20 protein-coding genes, 1 pseudogene and 1 other annotated feature are annotated in these 20,448 nt (G+C 39.2%); of the genes and pseudogenes, 14 read left to right on the plus strand and 7 right to left on the minus strand.

All coding sequences use genetic code 11. From position 1 onward, the window contains the following. Positions 1–134 precede the first annotated feature (134 nt). Together EL241_RS05930 and EL241_RS05935 are read right to left on the minus strand one after the other, a co-directional pair. Complete coding sequence (locus EL241_RS05930; RefSeq protein ID WP_003756152.1) at positions 135–698, minus strand: tRNA 5-(aminomethyl)-2-thiouridylate-methyltransferase MnmM; 564 nt, start codon at positions 696–698, stop codon at positions 135–137. Position 699: 1 nt separating this feature from the next. Beyond that, the gene (locus EL241_RS05935; RefSeq protein WP_115345550.1) at positions 700–1,659 is read right to left on the minus strand and encodes a tRNA modification radical SAM protein MnmL/YtqA; all 960 of its coding nucleotides are present in this window, start codon (positions 1,657–1,659) and stop codon (positions 700–702) included. A gap of 464 nt (positions 1,660–2,123) precedes the next feature. Here EL241_RS05935 and EL241_RS05940 point away from each other — a divergent pair, with 464 nt between their 5' ends. The 3 genes from EL241_RS05940 (at position 2,124) to EL241_RS05950 (ending at position 6,664) form a co-directional block, all read left to right on the plus strand. Further along, entirely contained in the window at positions 2,124–2,651 is a 528-nt protein-coding gene (locus EL241_RS05940; protein WP_052009097.1) for a hypothetical protein, read from the plus strand. 468 nt (positions 2,652–3,119) lie between these two features. After that, positions 3,120–3,315: a binding site (T-box leader), on the plus strand. Between the two features lie 62 nt (positions 3,316–3,377). Continuing rightward, a complete protein-coding gene (leuS, locus tag EL241_RS05945) occupies positions 3,378–5,789 on the plus strand; it encodes a leucine--tRNA ligase (RefSeq protein WP_036104361.1) in 2,412 nt (803 codons plus the stop codon). A 26-nt stretch (positions 5,790–5,815) separates the two neighbouring features. Beyond that, complete coding sequence (locus tag EL241_RS05950; protein ID WP_036104359.1) at positions 5,816–6,664, plus strand: MurR/RpiR family transcriptional regulator; 849 nt, start codon at positions 5,816–5,818, stop codon at positions 6,662–6,664. A 46-nt stretch (positions 6,665–6,710) separates the two neighbouring features. On the opposite strand, the gene EL241_RS05955 is transcribed toward EL241_RS05950, so the two are convergent. Next, complete coding sequence (locus tag EL241_RS05955; RefSeq protein WP_036104354.1) at positions 6,711–7,772, minus strand: MupG family TIM beta-alpha barrel fold protein; 1,062 nt, start codon at positions 7,770–7,772, stop codon at positions 6,711–6,713. Between the two features lie 153 nt (positions 7,773–7,925). Here EL241_RS05955 and murQ point away from each other — a divergent pair, with 153 nt between their 5' ends. Further along, on the plus strand, positions 7,926–8,810 hold the full coding sequence (gene murQ / locus EL241_RS05960) for an N-acetylmuramic acid 6-phosphate etherase (RefSeq protein WP_036104351.1): 885 nt from the start codon (positions 7,926–7,928) through the stop codon (positions 8,808–8,810). Between the two features lie 15 nt (positions 8,811–8,825). Beyond that, the gene (locus tag EL241_RS05965) at positions 8,826–10,286 is read left to right on the plus strand and encodes a PTS transporter subunit EIIC (RefSeq protein WP_036104349.1); all 1,461 of its coding nucleotides are present in this window, start codon (positions 8,826–8,828) and stop codon (positions 10,284–10,286) included. A 358-nt stretch (positions 10,287–10,644) separates the two neighbouring features. Here the strand turns inward: EL241_RS05965 and EL241_RS05970 are convergent, their stop codons facing one another. Then, complete coding sequence (locus EL241_RS05970; protein ID WP_036104346.1) at positions 10,645–11,133, minus strand: hypothetical protein; 489 nt, start codon at positions 11,131–11,133, stop codon at positions 10,645–10,647. Between the two features lie 700 nt (positions 11,134–11,833). On the opposite strand from EL241_RS05970, the gene rpsB reads away from it, so the two are divergent. Further along, entirely contained in the window at positions 11,834–12,595 is a 762-nt protein-coding gene (rpsB, locus tag EL241_RS05975; protein ID WP_036104342.1) for a 30S ribosomal protein S2, read from the plus strand. 82 nt (positions 12,596–12,677) lie between these two features. Beyond that, positions 12,678–13,562: a translation elongation factor Ts gene (tsf, locus tag EL241_RS05980; protein WP_003756132.1), complete on the plus strand. Its 885-nt coding sequence runs from the start codon at positions 12,678–12,680 to the stop codon at positions 13,560–13,562. A 158-nt stretch (positions 13,563–13,720) separates the two neighbouring features. On the opposite strand, the gene EL241_RS05985 is transcribed toward tsf, so the two are convergent. Then, positions 13,721–14,899 (minus strand): tyrosine-type recombinase/integrase, encoded by a 1,179-nt coding sequence (locus tag EL241_RS05985; protein ID WP_232020853.1) that lies wholly within the window; start codon positions 14,897–14,899, stop codon positions 13,721–13,723. A 19-nt stretch (positions 14,900–14,918) separates the two neighbouring features. Beyond that, positions 14,919–15,617 (minus strand): annotated as a pseudogene (gene recA, locus EL241_RS05990) (recombinase RecA); the annotation flags it as partial. 77 nt (positions 15,618–15,694) lie between these two features. On the opposite strand from recA, the gene EL241_RS05995 reads away from it, so the two are divergent. From EL241_RS05995 to EL241_RS06020, 6 genes are all read left to right on the plus strand, one after another. After that, positions 15,695–15,985: a hypothetical protein gene (locus EL241_RS05995; protein WP_036104336.1), complete on the plus strand. Its 291-nt coding sequence runs from the start codon at positions 15,695–15,697 to the stop codon at positions 15,983–15,985. A gap of 213 nt (positions 15,986–16,198) precedes the next feature. Beyond that, positions 16,199–16,747 (plus strand): hypothetical protein, encoded by a 549-nt coding sequence (locus tag EL241_RS06000; protein WP_036104334.1) that lies wholly within the window; start codon positions 16,199–16,201, stop codon positions 16,745–16,747. Positions 16,748–16,788: 41 nt separating this feature from the next. Continuing rightward, positions 16,789–17,001: a hypothetical protein gene (locus EL241_RS06005; protein ID WP_036104331.1), complete on the plus strand. Its 213-nt coding sequence runs from the start codon at positions 16,789–16,791 to the stop codon at positions 16,999–17,001. Next, on the plus strand, positions 16,998–17,522 hold the full coding sequence (locus EL241_RS06010) for a ParB N-terminal domain-containing protein (RefSeq protein ID WP_036104329.1): 525 nt from the start codon (positions 16,998–17,000) through the stop codon (positions 17,520–17,522). Before EL241_RS06005 ends, EL241_RS06010 begins: the two co-directional genes overlap by 4 nt. After that, complete coding sequence (locus EL241_RS06015; protein WP_036104328.1) at positions 17,515–18,540, plus strand: DNA cytosine methyltransferase; 1,026 nt, start codon at positions 17,515–17,517, stop codon at positions 18,538–18,540. The genes EL241_RS06010 and EL241_RS06015 overlap by 8 nt, the downstream gene beginning before the upstream one ends. A gap of 122 nt (positions 18,541–18,662) precedes the next feature. Continuing rightward, on the plus strand, positions 18,663–18,887 hold the full coding sequence (locus tag EL241_RS06020) for a hypothetical protein (RefSeq protein WP_036104324.1): 225 nt from the start codon (positions 18,663–18,665) through the stop codon (positions 18,885–18,887). Here the strand turns inward: EL241_RS06020 and EL241_RS06025 are convergent. Next, a complete protein-coding gene (locus EL241_RS06025) occupies positions 18,884–19,624 on the minus strand; it encodes a DUF4145 domain-containing protein (protein WP_126320419.1) in 741 nt (246 codons plus the stop codon). The genes EL241_RS06020 and EL241_RS06025 overlap by 4 nt on opposite strands. Before the next feature lie 71 nt (positions 19,625–19,695). Here EL241_RS06025 and terS point away from each other — a divergent pair, with 71 nt between their 5' ends. Then, entirely contained in the window at positions 19,696–20,352 is a 657-nt protein-coding gene (gene terS, locus EL241_RS06030) for a phage terminase small subunit (protein WP_077912717.1), read from the plus strand. The last annotated feature ends 96 nt before the right edge of the window (positions 20,353–20,448 follow it).

A 20,448-nucleotide genomic window follows, 5' to 3' on the forward strand; every position in this document is an offset into this window, starting at 1 on the left:
AACATAATTGTTTGGATTTTTTAAGTTTAATTTTAGTAAGCGTTATCAAAGAAGGGAGAGCCGTTAGCGATATTTTTGAAAAAAAAACTGACCTTCTAAACAGAAGATCAGTTTTCAGAAAAAGGAAGAGGTGGTTATTTTCTTTTTTCAATCACTAAAACATAGGGCGGGTTATTTTTCTGATTTACATAGCGATACTGCAACACATGAAATTCCTGCTGAGGTAGCTCGGTAGTGAACGCTTCAAGTTGTTCTTTTTCGATTTTTCCTTCAGGATGACCGTGATACACCACGATGATCAAAATGCCGTTCGGTTCGAGCAACGCTAGAATCTGTTCCACACTCTTAATTGTAGAGCTAGCTCGCGTCGTGATTTGTTTATCGCCGCCTGGTAGATAACCGAGGTTGAAGATAGCAGCTTGGATGGGTGTTTTGACGTGCTCGGATATCTGGTCGTGCGAATCCTGGATCAAGGTAACGGGAGCCAGCAGATTTTGCTCAGTCAATTTCTGTCTGGTCGCTTCGATCGCCTGCGATTGGATATCGAATGCAAAAACTTGACCATTTTCCCCAACTAATTCGGCTAACAGAACGGTATCATTGCCATTTCCACACGTGCCATCAATGACCTGACCACCCGGACGAATTGCTTTTTTTAAAAGATCATGTGCAAAAGGGAGAATGGGTAATAATGTCATCTCAGCTTTCCACCTTTTGCTTATATTTAGCGCCTTGATAGCTGCCGCGCTGCACGAGTTCCGCATCGATCGCATTCAATACTTCAAATTTACTCAAACTCCAGATTGGTCCGATTAAATCTTCGACCGCACCGTCTCCAGTGATTCGATGAATGACCATTTCGGGAGGGAGGATCTCCAACTGATCTGCAACCAAGCTGACATAGGCTTCTTTTGAAAGAAAAGTCAGATCACCATTTTGATAATCTTTTACCATCGGTGTTCCTTTTAATAGATGAAGTAAATGGATCTTGATACCATCTACGCCACTGTCCACGACCTTACGTGCTGTTTCCATCATCATTTCCGGCGTTTCTTTTGGTAGGCCATTGATGATATGCGTGCAAACACGGATCCCGCGGGCTTTTAGTTTTTGCACACCTTCTAAATAACACGCATAATCGTGAGCCCGATTGATCAAGATCCCGGTTTCATCATGAGCGGACTGAAGGCCGAGTTCGATCCAAAGATAAGTACGCTCATTTAATTCTGCCAAATAGTCTACCACATCATCAGGCAGACAATCGGGGCGAGTGGCGATGGACAAACCGACAACGCCGGGCTCATTCATGACTTGTTCATATTTTTCTCGCAGTTCGCTCACTGGCGCATGCGTATTAGTAAACGCTTGAAAGTAAGCGATATAACTCGCCTTTTTCCATTTTTGATGCATTTGATCGCGTACCACTGCGAATTGTGTCTTTAAATCAAGCGCGCGATCGCCCGCAAAATCGCCTGAACCGGCAACGCTGCAGAAAGTACAACCGCCTTTCGCAACTGTACCGTCACGATTCGGACAATCAAAACCGCCGTCTAATGAAACTTTAAAGATCTTTTCACCGAAATGTTCGCGCAGACAATAATTCCAAGTATGGTAGCGTTTATTGTCTTTGCTGTATGGGAAGGGATTGGTAGTCATCAATTTTTTCGTCTCCTTTTGCAAACTGTTTTTATTTTAACATAAAGTGCGTAATTATTCTTGTGAAATCGCTATTGGCAGATGTCGATAGAATAGACAAAGAAAAGGAACATTTCTAGGAAGCATTGTTTAGAAAAGCAAGTTGATTTCACTTTTCCCAAAAACAAAAGAGGTGATATTCTTCTTGAATCTGCGTTGATTCTTGAGATAAATATAGATTGCCAATAACCGAATGTATTCGTTCCGAGAGTGAATTGTAAGATCTACAGTATTGCAAGCATCTAGGAACAATGACCTACAAGTTATATAACTCCGTATACAGAAATTATAATTTTACAACTGTTTTTTTATTGTTTAGGACAAAATATAGACCTTTCACGATAAGAATGTTGAAATCCTATTTCTATTATTTTAAAATTTTGTTAGTTGCGCAACTTAGATTATACAAAAATGGAGCTGACTATCAAATGAAAAAAGAGAATAAAAAAAGGTGGATTAAGTCCGTATGCGCATCCCTTGCTTTAGCAATGGGTATGTCTGTTGTTACACCTTCTATTGGGGTATATGCGGTTGAAAAAGAACAAATGCAAACTTCTGAAAAAGAGGAAGTAGGGTATCAGCCTAGTTATGACGAATTAAAAGAGCTTGGCCTGACTGATGAAGAGATCAATGAACTTAAAAATATTAAAGATACTGGAATTACCCTCGAAAATGGTGTTGCTTATAAAGATGGAAAAGTTTTAAAAGACGGCAATTCTATGCAGAGAGGAAGGATGTCATGGGCAGTAAAGGCTTTAAGAGCAGTATGGAAAAAAATTCCTAAAAAAGTTAAAAAGACGCTTGGAGGAGTTGCTGGATTTGAAACCTTATTAGGATATATCGATCATTTTACTGGTAGTGTAGAGAGCAATATGCAAAAAGGACTTAGAAAAATGGGATTTGGAAAAACTACAGCATGGTGGATCACAAAAATATTAACGGCTATAGCATTTTGAGTAGGAGGTTAGAATGAAATTCAATAAAACTACTTGGATAGTTATTATTTTATTTATAATTTCATTTATTGTTCTACCATTACTTTTCCAGGATAGCTTGATAGTATTAATTGTTAATACTATTTTCTTTATCTTAATAATCATTGGGATTATTTATGATTTATTCGAGGAGAGAAGGACGAAAAAAAATAAATGAAGTTAAAACTTAAACCCCGCTTCTGCAGAGTGTTTATTTTTTAAAAGAGCTTGGGGGCATAAATCAGTTCCTTGCTTGGAATAAAGAATAACGGCAAAAAAGAATCGCTTAAAACAGCAAATGGATTTTAAGCGATTCTTTCGTTATTTCGGCTTATTTCTCAGTCTCATTAACTTTCCTTCATGCCCCTAGTAATAGTCTTCTTTAGATTTATATAGATTTTTACACAAACTTGCTAATTTCCGTGAAATCAGCTACAATTGGGGTAATATAAATTGGCGTTGAAGAGGAGTAGTAATCTTATAAGTGGATGAGAAGAGAGTCAGCGGGTGGTGCAAGCTGAACATCGACTAAGATGAACTTGCCTTGGAGCTGGGCATTGCCCCGTTTTCCGCGTTAAGGAAAAATAAGTTGAGTGGTAAAACACTAATGTGGGTGGTACCGCGGGAGATGTCTCTCGTCCCATGGCCGAAGGAAGGCTATGAGATGGAGGGCTTTTTTTATGCAGAAAATGAAAGAGAGGACTAGAAATGACATTCAATCATCAAAAAGTAGAACCGAAATGGCAGCACTATTGGGAAGCAAATCATACTTTCCGCACAACTGAAAAAAATGGGAACAAGAAGTTCTATGCACTGGACATGTTTCCTTATCCATCAGGAGCAGGACTTCATGTTGGACATCCAGAGGGGTATACAGCAACTGATATCCTATCCAGAATGAAGCGGATGCAAGGTTTTGACGTTCTTCATCCGATCGGCTGGGATGCATTTGGGCTTCCTGCTGAACAATATGCGATCGATACTGGGAATGATCCAGCAATCTTTACTGAAAAAAACATTGCTACTTTTAAACGCCAGATCAAATCACTGGGTTTCTCCTATGATTGGGAACGTGAGATCAATACTACCGATCCGGAATACTATAAATGGACGCAATGGATTTTTGAAAAACTGTATGAAAAAGGCCTTGCCTATGAAGCGGAAGTGGCAGTAAACTGGTGTCCGGCTCTGGGAACCGTACTTGCGAATGAAGAAGTTATCGACGGCAAAAGCGAACGCGGCGGCTTCCCAGTCTATCGTAAGCCAATGCGCCAATGGATGCTTAAAATCACCGCGTATGCAGATCGTCTATTGGATGATCTGGAATTAGTCGACTGGCCGGAAAACATCAAAGACATGCAGCGCAATTGGATCGGTAAATCAGAAGGTGCCGAATTAGAATTCCACATTCAAGATACTGACGAAAGTTTCACGGTCTTTACTACTCGTCCAGATACTTTGTTTGGAGCAACTTACACAGTGCTTTCACCAGAGCATCCGCTGATCGCGAAAATCACTACTCCTGAACAGCAAGCAGCTGTTTCGGCCTATCAAAAAGAAGTAGAGCTGAAAAGCGAACTAGAGCGCACCGATCTTTCTAAAGAAAAAACAGGTGCTTTCACAGGCGCATATGCCGTCAATCCTGCTAATGGCGAACCGATTCCAGTCTGGATCGCGGACTATGTACTTATGAATTACGGAACTGGTGCAATCATGGCTGTTCCTGCTCATGACGAACGTGACCATAAATTTGCGAAACAATTTGCTTTGGATATTCGTCCTGTTTTGGCGGGAGGAAATGTCGAAGAAGCTGCTTTTACCGGTGACGGTGAAATTATCAATTCCGAGTTTCTAAATGGTCTTGATAAAGCTTCTGGTATCGCGAAAATGATCGACTGGTTGGAAGAAAATCATCATGGCACCCGCAAAACGACCTATCGTTTGCGCGACTGGCTGTTCAGCCGTCAACGCTACTGGGGTGAGCCGATTCCAGTTATCCACTGGGAAGACGGTGAAACAACGCTTGTTCCGGAAGAAGAGCTACCGCTATTGCTTCCAAAAACAACCGAGATCAAACCGTCCGGAACTGGAGAATCACCACTTGCGAATTTGTCAGACTGGGTAAATGTGGTGGATGAGAATGGTAGAAAGGGACGTCGTGAAACGAATACGATGCCGCAATGGGCTGGTTCGAGCTGGTATTTCCTTCGCTATATCGACCCTACTAATCAAGAAGCCATAGCCGATAAATCGAAATTGGAACATTGGTTGCCAGTAGATGTCTATATCGGCGGGGCAGAACACGCGGTGCTACATTTGCTTTACGCGCGCTTCTGGCATAAATTCCTTTACGATATTGGTGTCGTACCAACGAAAGAACCATTCCAAAAACTATTCAACCAAGGAATGATCCTCGGTGAAAATAATGAAAAAATGTCTAAATCGCGTGGTAATGTAGTCAATCCTGATGATGTTGTTGCAAAATACGGTGCAGATACACTTCGTCTGTATGAAATGTTCATGGGACCACTAGAAGCATCAATCGGTTGGAACGACAACGGTCTAGAAGGAGCACGCAAATTCTTGGATCGTGTATGGCGTTTATTTGTTACTGACGCGGGCGAGATCAGTGACAAGATCACAGCGGAACCAAATCACGATTTAGAAAAGAGTTATCATCAAACCGTCAAAGTAGTGACCGAACATTTTGAAAACCTTCGTTTCAATACAGGGATCTCACAATTGATGATTTTCATCAATGATGCTTATAAGCAAGCACATTTGCCAAAAGACTATGTAGAAGGATTCGTTCGTCTGCTAGCACCGATCGCACCACATGTTTCCGAGGAACTTTGGCAACTGCTTGGCCATACGGAAAGTTTGGCGTATGCCGAATGGCCGACTTTTGATGAAAGCAAACTGGTAGAAACCGAAGTGGAGATCGTCTTGCAAGTAAATGGCAAAGTCAAAGATAAAGTCCACGTAGCAAAAGACAGCAGTAAAGAAGAATTGGAGAGAATCGCGAAAGCAAATGATAAAATGCAGGCGGCTATTAGCGGAAAGACCATTCGTAAAGTAATCGTCGTTCCAAGCAAACTTGTTAATATCGTTGCCAATTAAAGTCCTAGGTAGAATGGAGAATCGACATGAGCCAAGCAAGTATTCTTAATCGTATCGAAACGCTTTTTAAGGATTTGCCTAAATCAGAGAAGAAGGTCGCGGAAATGGTATTGCAGGACCCGGCCTTTGCCTCAGCTTCTTCGATCCACTCATTAGCCAAGCGAGCGGACACAAGCGCTGCGGCGATCATCCGTTTTTGTAAATCGCTGGGATTAAAAAGTTTTCCCGACTTTAAAAGACAACTATACTCCGAGCTGTCTTCGCCGGTCGCCTCTGGTTATTATGACTTTGAAGAAGATGAATCTTTTGATGGTATTTCGCAAAAATTGCTGGCAAATTATTTCCAGACTCTAAACGATACTGCGGGGCAAATCAGCGAAGCGAAAATCCGAACGGTTTCTGAACAGCTGGAAAAAGCCGACACGATCTATACCTACGGGGTGGGAGCTTCTTGGCTAGTCGCACAAGACATCGCGCAAAAATGGCTGCGGGCTGGTAAACAAGTCGTTATTAGTCAAGATGAACATGTACTTGCGATGGCATTCGCTGCCCGAAAGTCTGGTGTGTTCTTTGCCGTATCCAACAGCGGCGAGACCACTTCGGTCATCGAGTTGGCCGAACAGGCGAAGCAAAATAATTTGACAGTTATTGGGCTTACACGTTTTGGACCAAGCAAGCTGAAAGCGAAAGCCGACTTCCTCTTAGAGACTTCCAGGGCACCAGAAGCAAAATTCCGTAGCACCGCGACCAGTTCCAAGCAAGCGCAATTCTTTATCATTGATGTCTTGTATTATCATTATGTTTCCAGACATTATGACCAAATGATCGAACAGATTCGCGAATCGCGTCAGGCAACGGATCGGTTCCGACAATAATAAAAACGGTTTGAAATCAAGGCTAGTGGATTTCAAACCGTTTTTTTCATTCTTGCAATAAAAAGCGAATCTTTTTCATTTGTGCTGCATATGGCAGACAATCGTTAAATGCCGGATCGATATAACCAATGATATTGGTCTTAGGTTCGGGAGGAAGCGTTTTTTTGCTGATCATTACTTCACCTTGATATCGCCCGAAAAGCGAATTATCCATTGTAACGGCACCTGTTTCCCGAACTGGACTTGAGTCTTGCGGCGGGATCAACTGATCTTGAAAATAACTTCTGCTATTTCTAAGTCGGACAAAGTCGGCCGCTGTATCTGGTCGGTCACAATCGCCGTTAGTTAAATAGGTTGCCAACTGCGGGGAAATCGGATGAGCAAGTTTCAGCGGCAAAACAAGTTCGTGCTGACGAATATTTTTCCAAAAATAAAATCGCTCCGTCTTCATTTCCGCATCGCCGATATAAACATCATCGATCCCCAGCGACTTTAGTTCTAAGAAAGCCGCATAGGGCGAGGCATAACGGTGAGCTTCTAATGTCGGTAGCCCCTCATGAAGCGGAAATCGTTTTGCAGCATCACCGGGAATAAAAGCAGATATTCGCAGGTCATGCTCTTTTAAAAAAGCATTTTTGGCAGTGAAAAAGGATTTGCTAAGGCCTGTTCCTGGTTTTGGGTAATAATTATGAAATGCCTCGATTGCTTCCATTCGCGGATGATAGTGGGCCAATTCCTGAAGAAACGAAGCCGTGATGGTACTGGCGTTCAAATAAACATTTAGCTGCTGCGAAAGTGAAGCAATATCAGCCGCCGTGACCCCGTCATCAATGCGCAAGCCGGTTACGCCAAGTGTCGTTAACGGCGTTGCATGCCGATAATCCGCCTTTAAATAATGCAATGATTTTTCCGAAATATCCATAATCAGCTGCATGTTATGTGAGTTAGCAAGAGCACCTAAGGAAGAGAGTGTTTGAAAATAAGTTTCAGGATCACCTTCCGGAATGTGCAGCGAGCTGAAAATAAGCTGAAAACCATTTTCAGCTGCCTGCTTGATTTTTTGAGGAGCTGCCGAGAGATCTTGCAAATAAACACTGATTCCAAGCATAAAGGATCTTCCTTTCTAACGATAGTTTCTACTTTTATTATAAAGGAATAAACAGCGACAAGCCACTGAAACAAAAAAATATTTTAAAATTAAATAAAAGTATTGAAATTATGTTTCAGTAGTTTTATAATAGTGGCATAAGGAGTGATCATCATGTTGGAAAATTTAGCAACAGAAAAACGAAACAGCAAAACATTGCGTTTAGATGAACTAACCACTGTGGAAATCCTTGCGATCATGAATGAGGAAGATAAAACTGTCCCGCAGGCAATCAAACAAGTGCTACCAACGATCGAAAAAATAGTAAACGGTGTCATTTCTACTTTCCAAGTCGGAGGTAGGTTGATTTACCTCGGTGCCGGAACAAGTGGTAGACTTGGCGTACTCGATGCGGTGGAATGTGTGCCGACATTCGGCGTTGAGCCTTCACAAGTAGTTGGTTTGATCGCAGGTGGCGAAAAAGCTTTTGTCCAAGCAGTAGAAGGCGCCGAAGATTCCATGATTCTCGGAGAAACAGATTTAAAAGAATTAGCGCTTACGGAAAATGATTATGTGATCGGTATTGCAGCAAGCGGCCGAACGCCCTATGTCATTGGAGCGCTAGACTATGCAAAGCATATCGGAGCTAGAACGGCCGCTGTTTCTTGCAATGCGGATGCTGCTATTTCCAAACATGCAGAGCTAGCAGTCGAAGTGGTGACAGGTCCAGAAGTTTTGACCGGCTCAACACGCTTGAAGGCTGGAACAGCACAAAAGTTGGTCCTCAATATGATCTCCACTGCTTCGATGATCGGGGTAGGCAAAATTTATAAAAATTTGATGGTCGATGTCAAACCGACCAATGAGAAGCTAGTCGAGCGCGCCAAACGCATTATTATGGAAGCAACCGATTGCGATTATGAAACAGCCGCTAAATTTTATCAATTAGCAGATACCCATGTCAAAGTAGCGATTGTCATGCTTTTAACGGATTCAACGAAGTTAGAAGCAATTAAAAAGCTTGAACAAGCAAATGGTTTTGTAAGAAAAACTTTATAAAAGGGAGTGTTCAGCATGACAAAAGAACAAGAAATCGCAAAACAGATCACCAGTAAAGTCGGCGGACTTGGAAACATTTCACGGATCGCTCATTGTATGACGCGTGTTCGTCTGGGCATCAAAGATCCTGCAAAAGTTTCTTTGGAAGAATTGAAAGCGATTCCCGGCGTTTTGGGAGTTGTAGAAGATGAAACCTTGCAAATCATCGTCGGACCGGGAGTAGTAAATAAAGTAGCTAAAGAAATGGCTGACATGGCAGGTGTTAAGATCGGCGATACGATTCCAGAAAATTTGGACCATGAACTGACCGACACCAATAAATCTGGAAAAGAATTAGTAGAGGAACGTGCAGCTGCTACTAAAGCAGAAATGAAAGCCAAACAAAACAATACTTCCAGCTTCAAAAAATTATTAAAATCTGTTTCTAATATTTTTGTCCCATTGATCCCTGGTTTTGTCGGAGCCGGACTGATTGCTGGGATTGCCGCTATCATAACAAATAATATCCTTGCTAAAAATCTAGATGCCGCAACATGGAATCAATTTGTCGACATTTTAGGTGTTTTGAATAAAGGGATCTTTGCTTTTCTTGCCATTTATGTAGGTATCAATACCGCCAATGAATTCGGTGGAACGCCAATTTTAGGCGGAGGCGTTGCCGGTGTGACATTGCTTCCTGGCCTTTTAGACGGGCATATCATCAAAAACATCTTTACAGGTGCGCCCATAACGGCAGGTCAAGGCGGAATCATCGGCGTTTTGTTCGCAGTATGGCTAATGTGTGTGCTCGAACGTAACTTGCGCAAAGTGATCCCGAACGCAATCGATATCATTGTCACACCGACGATCATATTGCTTGTTATCGGCCTAATAACGATCTTCTTGATCATGCCAGTAGCTGGACTAGTTTCGACATGGTTGGTTACCGCAATCAATTGGGTCATCAGTGTTGGCGGCGTATTTGCCGGGTTCGTACTGGGGACACTATTCCTACCAATGGTTATGCTAGGGCTTCATCAAGTTTTGACCCCGATCCACGTAGAAATGATCAATCAAACCGGCTATACAGTTTTACTGCCGATCCTTGCCATGGCAGGCGGCGGACAAGTAGGAGCAGCAATCGCGCTTTGGATCCGTTGCCGTAAAAACAAACCGCTTGTTACTATGATCAAAGGTGGTCTACCAGTCGGCATCCTCGGCATCGGGGAACCACTTATTTATGGGGTAACGATCCCACTCGGTCGCCCATTCATCACCGCTTGTATCGGTGGCGGTATTGGCGGGGCAGTCGTCGGCTTCTTCGGAAACGTCGGCGCGATCGCGATCGGTCCAAGCGGCGTTGCACTGATCCCGCTCATTGCGAATAATATGTGGTTAGCATATGTGATTGGTTTGATTGCTGCATATATCGGTGGCTTTATTTTGACTTATCTATTTGGAACACCGAAAGACGCGATGGAAGCTGTGGAGAAATAAGAGGGAAGAGCACTGCATGTGGTAGTGCTTTTTTTGTGGGGAGAGTTAAATGGGGATTGAAAAAATGGATCCTAAATAAAAGTTCAAGATGCATAATGGTATGAAAGTGGCTTAACACAGAAACAAAATTTAGCGGATGTATACCGATTTAAAAATTACTTTAAAAATCAAGCTAGAACGTTCCGAATTGTTATCGGCTTCTAAGTGGATAAAGGCAAAACACGTTTTGGGGAATGTTCACACAAGTTCTTTTAAAATTAAATAATTAAAAAGCTCACATTTCTTGGCTGGTTGTCTAGCAATTTGATATAAGTAAAATAACAAAGACAGCCCTGTAAAAGTCGGGCTGTCTTATAAATTATTTAGCAAACATATCTTTGTTTAGATCACCAAAGAATACATGAAATGTGAGTTCTTCTTCGTAGGTTTCTTTTACATAAATAGGATTTTTTATCGTTTCTAGCACGTTTAAGTATAAATCATTCGGAATGTTCTCTATGACTTCCCAAGTTTGAACTTCTGAGTTACGATTGAAAAATTTCGCATATCCATATGATTTATCTTGATTTTCGTTCGTATCAAATATAAAGATTTTGGAATTAGAAACGTTTTGTAAATCTATTTTACCAACGATTTTTTCATTTGATTTAGCAAAAGATTGTTTTTTCTCTGAAGCAGCAATTAGCCAAGATAAAAGTTCTTCTTTATTAGAGCGATTTATTTTTCTATTCCAATAGCTAAAATCATAAAGCACAGAAATCTCATCTACTTCAGAATCTGCTACTTGCATTTCAATATCTTTTTTTACTTGCTTCCATTTGTTCTTTAAACCTCTTAATTTAGCCATACATACACACCTTACTTTCTTTATGTCCGTCTTTATCTTTTTCGATAGTCCAACTTTTTGGTTCTTTATAAGCAGTTTTACCTTTTACTCTGTAGTTAAACCTTTTAACTTTAATTTCCCATTAGGATCAAGTAAGCGTTGCAGTATATCATATTTTGCGACATCACTTTGCGGGGGATTAGAAAAATATTCCTTAATCCTTTTACCTATTCAAGATCCTGCTTTAATTGTAATTCCTCCGAAGATAATTGCGCCTGTTGCGGCTCTCCAAGTACCGGAATAAAATTACTATCTGTAGTATCTCACTTTTTATAATACATACATGCTACTCTAATTACTTTAAGAGTACAAAGATGTGGTTACTATAATAAGACGATAGGAGAGGGATAATAAGGAAACTATTTTCAATTTATCCAGCCAAGACACCTACACAGACAATAGTAGAAACACCAAATAGAAATGAAACAAAAGTAAGTGAACCAGTCCGGTGTCCGAATAATGTTATTGAAATGAATTTTTGTTTGTGGTATACTGTTTCGAGGATAGAGGTAAGACATATCTGTAAAGGTATGTAGTACGTTATCACACACGCATGGTGACAAGCGAAAGGGTGCTTGATGAATTTCAAGTCTTTCATTTTGGATGACCTATGCGGAGGGCGATTAGTCGCAAAAAAATAAAACCAATAGGAGGGAATAACATGCCTGTTATTTCAATGAAACAATTGCTAGAAGCTGGTGTTCACTTCGGTCACCAAACACGCCGCTGGAACCCAAAAATGAAGAAATATATCTTCACAGAAAGAAACGGAATCTACATCATCGATTTACAAAAAACAGTTAAAAAAGTAGACGAAGCGTTCAATTTCATGCGCGAAGTTGCTGCTGACAATGGTACTATCCTTTTCGTAGGTACTAAAAAACAAGCACAAGACTCCGTAAAAGAAGAAGCAGAACGTTCTGGTCAATACTACGTAAACCATCGCTGGTTGGGTGGTACGTTGACTAACTTCGATACTATCAAAAAACGTATCCAACACCTTAAAAAAATCGAAAAAATGGCTGAAGACGGCACTTTTGAAGTACTTCCTAAAAAAGAAGTTGTCTTGCTTAAAAAAGAACAAGAAAAACTAGAACGTTTCTTAGGCGGAATCAAAGAAATGAAAGGCATTCCTGATGCTATGTTCATCGTTGATCCACGTAAAGAACGTATTGCAGTTGCAGAAGCTCGTAAACTTAACATCCCGATCATCGGTATTGTAGATACAAACTGTGATCCAGATGAAATCGATTATGTTATCCCTGCAAATGACGATGCAATTCGTGCGGTTAAACTATTGACTGCTAAAATGGCAGACGCAATCATCGAAGTAAACCAAGGCGAAGAATTAACAGAAGCAGACGTTGCTCCAGCTGAAGAAGTAAAACCTGAAGCTGCAGAAGAAACGAATGCAGAAGCTTAATTTTTCATTTTAAACAGACAAGGTGATAAGGCAAAAATCTTATCACCTTTTTTAAAGAATTTAATCTTGGAGGGAATATTAGATGGCAAATGTAACAGCTCAAATGGTTAAAGAATTACGCGAAAAAACTGGTGCAGGTATGATGGATTGTAAAAAAGCATTAGTTGAAACAGACGGCGATATGGAAAAAGCTGTTGACTTACTTCGTGAAAAGGGAATCGCAAAAGCTGCTAAAAAAGCAGACCGCGTGGCTTCTGAAGGTATTACACGTGTAGTAAGCAATGACAAACATGCGATCGTATTAGAAGTTAATGCAGAAACAGACTTTGTTTCTAAAAACGATAACTTCTTAAACTTAGTTAGCGACTTAGGTGATCACTTGCTTGCAGTGCGTCCAGACAACTTGGATGAAGCACTTAAAACAGAAATGTCGAACGGCAAAACTGTTCAAGATACGATCACAGAAGCAATCACTAAAATCGGTGAAAACATTTCCTTGCGTCGTTTTGAAATCAAAGAAAAATCAGAAGGCTCTGCTTTCGGTGAATACATCCACATGGGCGGACGTATCGGCGTATTGACACTTCTAGAAGGAACTACCGATAACGAACTTGCAAAAGATGTTGCAATGCACATTGCAGCAATCAACCCTAAATACATTTCGCGTGACGATGTCGATGCAGAAGAAATCGCACACGAAAAAGAAGTGCTAACACAACAAGCGCTTAACGAAGGCAAACCAGAAAAAATCGTTGAAAAAATGGTGGAAGGCCGCCTAACTAAATGGTTGAGCGAAATTTCCTTATTAGATCAACCATTTGTTAAAAACCCTGACATCACTGTTGGCCAACTAGTAAAAGAAAAAGGCGCAACAGTTGCTTCCTTCGCCCGCTTTGAAGTTGGAGAAGGTATCGAGAAAAAAGAAGATAACTTTGTTGAAGAAGTTATGAATCAAGTTAAGAAATAAATCATTTTTTATATGATTTTATATGATTACAAATGACCCACAAAGCTTATGCTTTGTGGGTTTTTGAATTTTTACTCAATCAAATATAATCAAATAAAGTCAAGTGGGGGTGGGAGAATTGTGGGAGAAATTTATAAATAGAAATGCTCCCACAATTTTTATTTTTGAGATAGTTTTTCTTGCATTATATTGAATAATTTTTCTGTACCTGTCGAAGTACTATGTGTGTAATATTCTGTCATAGCACTATTTTTATGGCCAATAAATTTTTGAAGGTCTGCTTTATTTACTCCCGAAAGAGCTGCTTGTGTTGTAAAATTGTGCCTCAACATATGAGGATGGACCTTTAAACCATATGCTTTATTTATCTTATTTAAAATATCGTTCATTCTAGTTACTGCCCAAGGCTTATTAGTAAAAGGACTTCTAAAAACAAAGTCTTTACTATTTAATATCATTCCGAAGTCTTTAGCTATTGATTTAGCTTTATTTAGAGAGTAAAGGAGTAGGTCATATCCTTCGCCACTAAAGGTTAACGTGCGAACTCCCGAAATAGTTTTAGTTCCTTTCCCTTCTGGAGTATTTAATGTTCTACTTGAATTGATATGAACTTCAACTATTCTATTTTTTGTATCAAATTTTAAATTCTCAACTCTTATGCCCATTACTTCTCCACGCTTTAATCCCCAAATAGCAAGATGGATCATTGTGTAATCGTATTTGGAAAGAGACTCTTTGCAAGCTTTAGTAAAGAGTCGAAATTCTTCGTCCTCTAATATTTGAGTTTTTACTACATAGTTATCAGAGCTTTCTTTTAGCTCGATATTTTTCAATCTATTTTTATCTATTTTTTCATATTTCACTGCTGCATTCATAATTGCTTTCATGGTTCTATGAATACCTAATACGGTATTTCGCGAATAGCCTTCTTTTAATTTTGACAGTAAATACTTTTCATAATAATCTAAAGCTATTTTTTGAAGGGGGATATTCCCAAACTGTTCTTTGATATGATTTTTATACATAGTTTCCTTGTTTTTTATTGTGTCTTTACTATAATCTTTAGCTCTGAAAATTTCCATATATTCTGAATGCCATTCATTAAGTGTTAAATTCCCATTTTCAAAAACATACCCTTTTTTAATCTGAATAAGGTTTTCATACTCACTCTTTTTCGTTTTAGCAGCAGCTATTGTTTTAAAACCAGCCTCAGATTTTTCGGCATATTTACCATTTTTCTTGTATCTTAAGCGAATCGAATATCTCTTACCACTTTTAATCGAATACTCATAAATACCTGGATAATTTGTAGGTTTCCAATTTTTTGTCGCCATCATAAATCACTCCCAATATATTTTATTTGTCACTTGAAAAGTAGTAATCTCTAATTTTAGAACTTATTTCATTGTAAACTGAACTATTTTCTTTCAAAAATTGCTTTGAATTCTCGCGCCCTTGGCCTATACGTTCTGCGTTATAGGAGAACCAAGATCCACTTTTTTCTATATGTCCAAGTTCGACAGCTATATCTAATAATTCACCTTCTCGAGAAATACCTTCTCCATACATGATATCCACTTCTGCCACGCGGAAGGGAGGGGCAACCTTATTTTTAATGACTTTCAATCCAGTCTTATTACCAATGGTGCTAGTCTTATCTTTTATCATTTCTTTCCGCTTAACTTCCAATCGAATCGTTGAATAAAATTTAAGAGCGCGACCGCCAGGAGTAGTTTCTGGATTACCAAAAGGGACACCAATCTTTTCGCGAATTTGATTAATGAAAATTGCAATTGTCTTGCTGGTATTAATAGCACCAGAAAGCTTACGCAATGCTTGAGACATTAAACGCGCTTGTAAACCAACATGAGAATCTCCCATTTCGCCTTCGATTTCGGCGCGTGGAACTAATGCAGCAACAGAGTCAATAACTAATATATCTATGGCATTACTTCTTACAAGTGCCTCGGCAATCTCTAAAGCTTGTTCGCCGGTATCTGGTTGAGAAAGGAGCATTTCATTAATATCGCAACCTAATTGGTGCGCTGGTGTCGGCGAAGGTGGGAGTAGACCGACACACATTTAAAATGCCTCTGCAGAGTGTATTAAACAACTAAAAAGGAGATTGGCAAATGAAAATTGTAAAAGTTTTAGTGTTGACGCTAATGTTTTCGGTTATTTTGAGTACAATGTTTGCTACTGTAAGCACAGCAAGCAAACCAAATTTAGACATTCATGCAAGGCAAGTGAACAGTATGTCTGGCGATCAAAAACTTGGCGCGCGAGTTCGTATCTATAATCACGATAATCGCGACTGCGATTCACGTTTCAGAGTTTTCAAGAAGGACAGCAAGGGAGTATTTCATGAACTGGATAAATATAAGTTCACAGGTGATTATTTCCCCGCAAAATATAACACTTGATTATAAGTTCTTCTTTAATAAGAAGCCTAGCACATACAAGATTCGATACGCGATCTTTTATAAAGGTGAACACCTAAGCACGATTACGAGCAATGAATTCAAAGTCATTAAATAGTTTAAGCATATCATATTTCTAAATCAAAGATTATTTTCATTTTTTTCATTGAAAAGAATAACATATAACTGTATTCTTTTTATGAAAGGGATGATTTTATGAAAGTCATAGAAGGTATAACGAGTATCGTAGGGGTAATATCCTTTGGGATTTTAATTATCCCTATGATAGTAATAGCGTTTCATTGGAACAAAAATATGTATGCTTTTGCAAGTGTTGATGAAAAAAGTAAGGTTTTTGCAGGAAATGTATTTGTTACTTTTGGGATGTTTCTTGTAGCAGGGTTAGCACAGGTATGGGCAAGTACTAGCAAGGATGAAACAACTATAAATTTATATTTTGTATTAATGATATTAGCATTTATAGAAGGAGCAGCAATATGGATTCACTATAATATAATGAGAGCTCGCGCACCTCTTTGTTATTTCATTATCAATAATGAGCTTTATCGTGTGATAATAATATCTGGAAGTATAATTTATTTGAAGTCCGAAAGAAACGGTAGCGAGGAAATTATTGTTAGAGAAAAATCAATTTTGTTTGAGGATAGACATATATTAATGAACAATACACAATATAAACAATTTAAGACTTTTCGCCCAGACTTATTTTGTAAAGAAAATCGAAATACATATTGGAAACTATAAACCTAGCAGATGCTGGGTTTTTTATTTTGGGGGTATATTCAGTGAATCTTGAACATTTCTTAGGGAAAAATTTAGAAAAAGGGTTGCGAGCAGGAAATACGGATCCAGTACTTAATAAGGAAAAATGCTCTTCTTGCAGCGGGAGAGGATACATAAAACAAGAGCAGCTTAAGCAGGACGTCAATTTAAATACACTTGTTTTAGTAGCTAAGCAATGCCATAGATGTAAAGGAAAGGGAGTGATCTATTTATGATGATTCAAGAAATCGAGACAAGCCGAATCAATCCGGCAGCGTATAATCCACGAGTCGACTTACAACCAGAAGATCCAGAATACGAAAAATTCAAACGATCCATTCAAGAATTTGGTTATATCGATCCTCTCATATGGAATAAGCGTACAGGTAACTTAGTAGGTGGACATCAGCGTTTTAAAGTCCTTATGGAAACCGCACCGGAAAAATTGACAGTTTCTATCGAGGATCTCGATGATCACAAAGAAAAAGCATTGAATATTGCATTGAATAAAATTGAGGGTGATTGGGAAGAAAATCAATTAGCTGGATTGCTCGAGGAGCTTAAAGGAAATACTTTAGCTTTAACAGGATTCGATGATAAAGAAATAGATGATTTACTTAAAAGCTTCGTAGACTTACCTAGTGACACCAGATTTGATAACGCTGAGTTATCTTTGTCCGATTATGATGAATCGAAGTTTGACTGTAAGTGCCCCAAATGTGGTTATCTTTTTAATAGGGGTGATTTTGATGCCTGAATGGGATTGGAAATTAAGTGACTTGAAACAAATGACTAAGCACCAAAATAAGGTGTTCAGCTGTTTTTCTTGTGGGGGCGGCTCCTCAATGGGTTACAAACTAGCAGGATATGAAGTAGTTGGTAATGTGGAAATAGACCCGCAGATGATGAGTATCTACAAGAAAAATCATTCTCCAAAGTTTCCTTTTGAAATGCCAGTGCAAACCTTTAAAGACATTCCGAACGAAGATTTACCGAAAGAATTGTTTGACTTAGAAATATTAGATGGATCTCCTCCATGTTCAGTATTTTCTATTTCTGGAAAAAGAGATAAGAAATGGGGAAGCGCACACCGATTTAGGGAAGGGCAAGCGACGCAAAATCTTGATGATTTGTTTTTTGACTTTATTGATATAGTTGATAAGCTAAAGCCTAAAATTGTTGTTGCAGAAAATGTTAAAGGCCTTATAACTGGAAAAGCAAGAGGGTTTGTAAATTTGATACTCAAGAGGTTTGAAGCAGCAGGATACGATGTCCAAATTTTTCTATTAAATTCGGCAACGATGGGAGTTCCGCAGAAACGCGAACGGGTATTTTTTATTGCTAGGCGCAACGATCTGGATTTAAGTAAACTAGAATTACAGTTTGAAGAATCTCCGGTTACCTATAGGGAAATAAGAAGTGGCCACGGTAGGCCTATCAATACAGAAACTGAAACTTATAAAAGATGGCTAAAGCGTCGGCCGCAAGATCGTAATCTAGGAGATATTACATCGAGAAAAGGCGGAAAAGCAACAAGTTTTAATACAATCCTTCTCCATAACCATAGAGTAGCAAACACGATTGCAAGTGGCTCCGGTCTTTTGAAATACGATTCCCCAGAATATGCTACCAATACGGATATTATTCGCATGCAGACGTTTCCAAGCGATTATGATTTTTCGGATGCAAATGTTCAGTATGTATGTGGCATGAGCGTTCCACCCCTAATGATGAAAAAAATAGCAGAACAAATTTATTTGCAATGGCTTAAATAAAAAGAGAGGTGCGAAAACACCCCTCCACATAACGCCGTCATCGACGTAGAGATAGCAAAAGACCACGCGTGGTCTTTTGCTATCTCTTTCTCTATTCTATTTGAAAAGGATCGGTGACGGCAATGAGTAATAAGTATGAAAATAGTCACGAAATTAGTCCAGAAGAACTACTTGAATATGAATTGAAAAAGGCTGAGGAAACCTCAAAGACAAATGAAGAGTACCGCAAGATCATTCGAGCTGCATTAGGTAAGTGGCTGCAGAACCTTCAAAATGGTGTTATTAAACTCGAATCTGTTCAGGATTTAAAGATTCTTATAGAAGCAGATCGATTATTAAGAAATTAATTTTTATCACGTTTTTCAATATGTTTTTTTGCACCTTCAGGAAGTTCATCAAATAAGCTATCAATCATATTTGGTGTTGTTATTTGATGTTCAACTATAACATTGAGAAGTAAGAGCAATGTCTTAGCAGTTTCTTTGTCATCATGAACATCTATTTGACCAGGGTGAACAGAGTTATTGCCTATTACTCTAAGTGTATCCATTGCTTTTTGGATTTTTGGAGAGAGGCCTTGCTCTACAGCTTTCTTTATTGAAGAATCAATAGATTTTCCATGATAGTTTAAATGATGTAACAACATTTCCAGTCCTAACCGGCTTAAAGCAGCAGAACTTTTAGGTGAAATAGACAGAACACTGTTCGCTTCATTAAATATTTTTTTTATATCATCAGGCATTTCTTCAATAGGATGGACATGGTTTATTTCTGAGGGGTATATTAGTACTTCATCTTTATAAAAAGAGATGCTTTCGCAAGAAGCACAAACTGTCATGAAATATTTGAGTGGTCTTATCAAGTTTTCTATTTCTAATACGGTGGTTGGAAAATGGCAAAGCTGATTAACACCCAATTTATATTGGTAACCTTCAACATTATACCATGCTTGTTGAGCTTTAGCGTTACAGTGCGGACAAATACTTGCTTGATTTCGCGTTTCAAATCCAAAACGACCATTTGTGAAACCAGCATAACCGGGCTTAGCTATAAATTTATTAAGATATTCTTCTTCATTTAACATTCAAAAAACCCCTTTTTATAAAAAGTATATATCTAAAACAAACACAACACAAGTGAGGTGGCTAATGTGCTATGTCAAGAAAACGAGATCCGCGCAGGGACGAAGCAAAAAGATTCTGGCTAGAAAGCCGGGGAGAAATGAAATTGGTTGATATTGCAGAAAAACTTGTATGTTCTGCTGGTCAGATCAGAAAGTGGAAATCTACCGATAAGTGGTCGCTTGATGATCCTATTGAGAGCGTTCCTAAATCGAATAGTAGCGTTACTAATGAAAAGGAACGTTACCAATCGTTAAAAGGAAACAGTAACGCTATTGGAAACACTGGAGGTGCCCCGCGAGGCAATAAGAACGCAATAGGTAACGTAGGCGGTGGCGCTCCGGTTGGTAATAGTAACGCTGTGACCACGGGCGAATATGAATCAATCAGCTGGGAGTTTTTAACTGACGAAGAGCAAGCACTTTATGCAGGGCTGGACGGCAATTTATTAACTTCTATTTCCCGCACGATCCGCGAGCTTGAGATTCGCAAGCTGAATGCCGAAACCGATGAAAAATACATTGTTAATGGCGTACTAGGCCCAGATACTGTTTTTGATAAGCGTTTCGGAAGATTCGACGGTCAAGACAACTCAACTAAAAATGATGGGGTCACACAAGAGGATATCGACCTCATGGCTAGTCATGTTTTAGATGCCTATAATCAAAAGGTAGCTGATTCTAATGACTAGGATTCCAAAAACAAGATACCCTCTTAATTTAGAAAAGAGTTACGAAAAAAGTTTGCTCTCGCTAGTTCAGCAGTTGTCTGAGGTTGTTTTGAAAGA

It is taken from the genome of Listeria grayi, assembly GCF_900638015.1.
In the GTDB taxonomy this organism is placed as follows: Bacteria; Bacillota; Bacilli; order Lactobacillales; family Listeriaceae; genus Listeria; species Listeria grayi.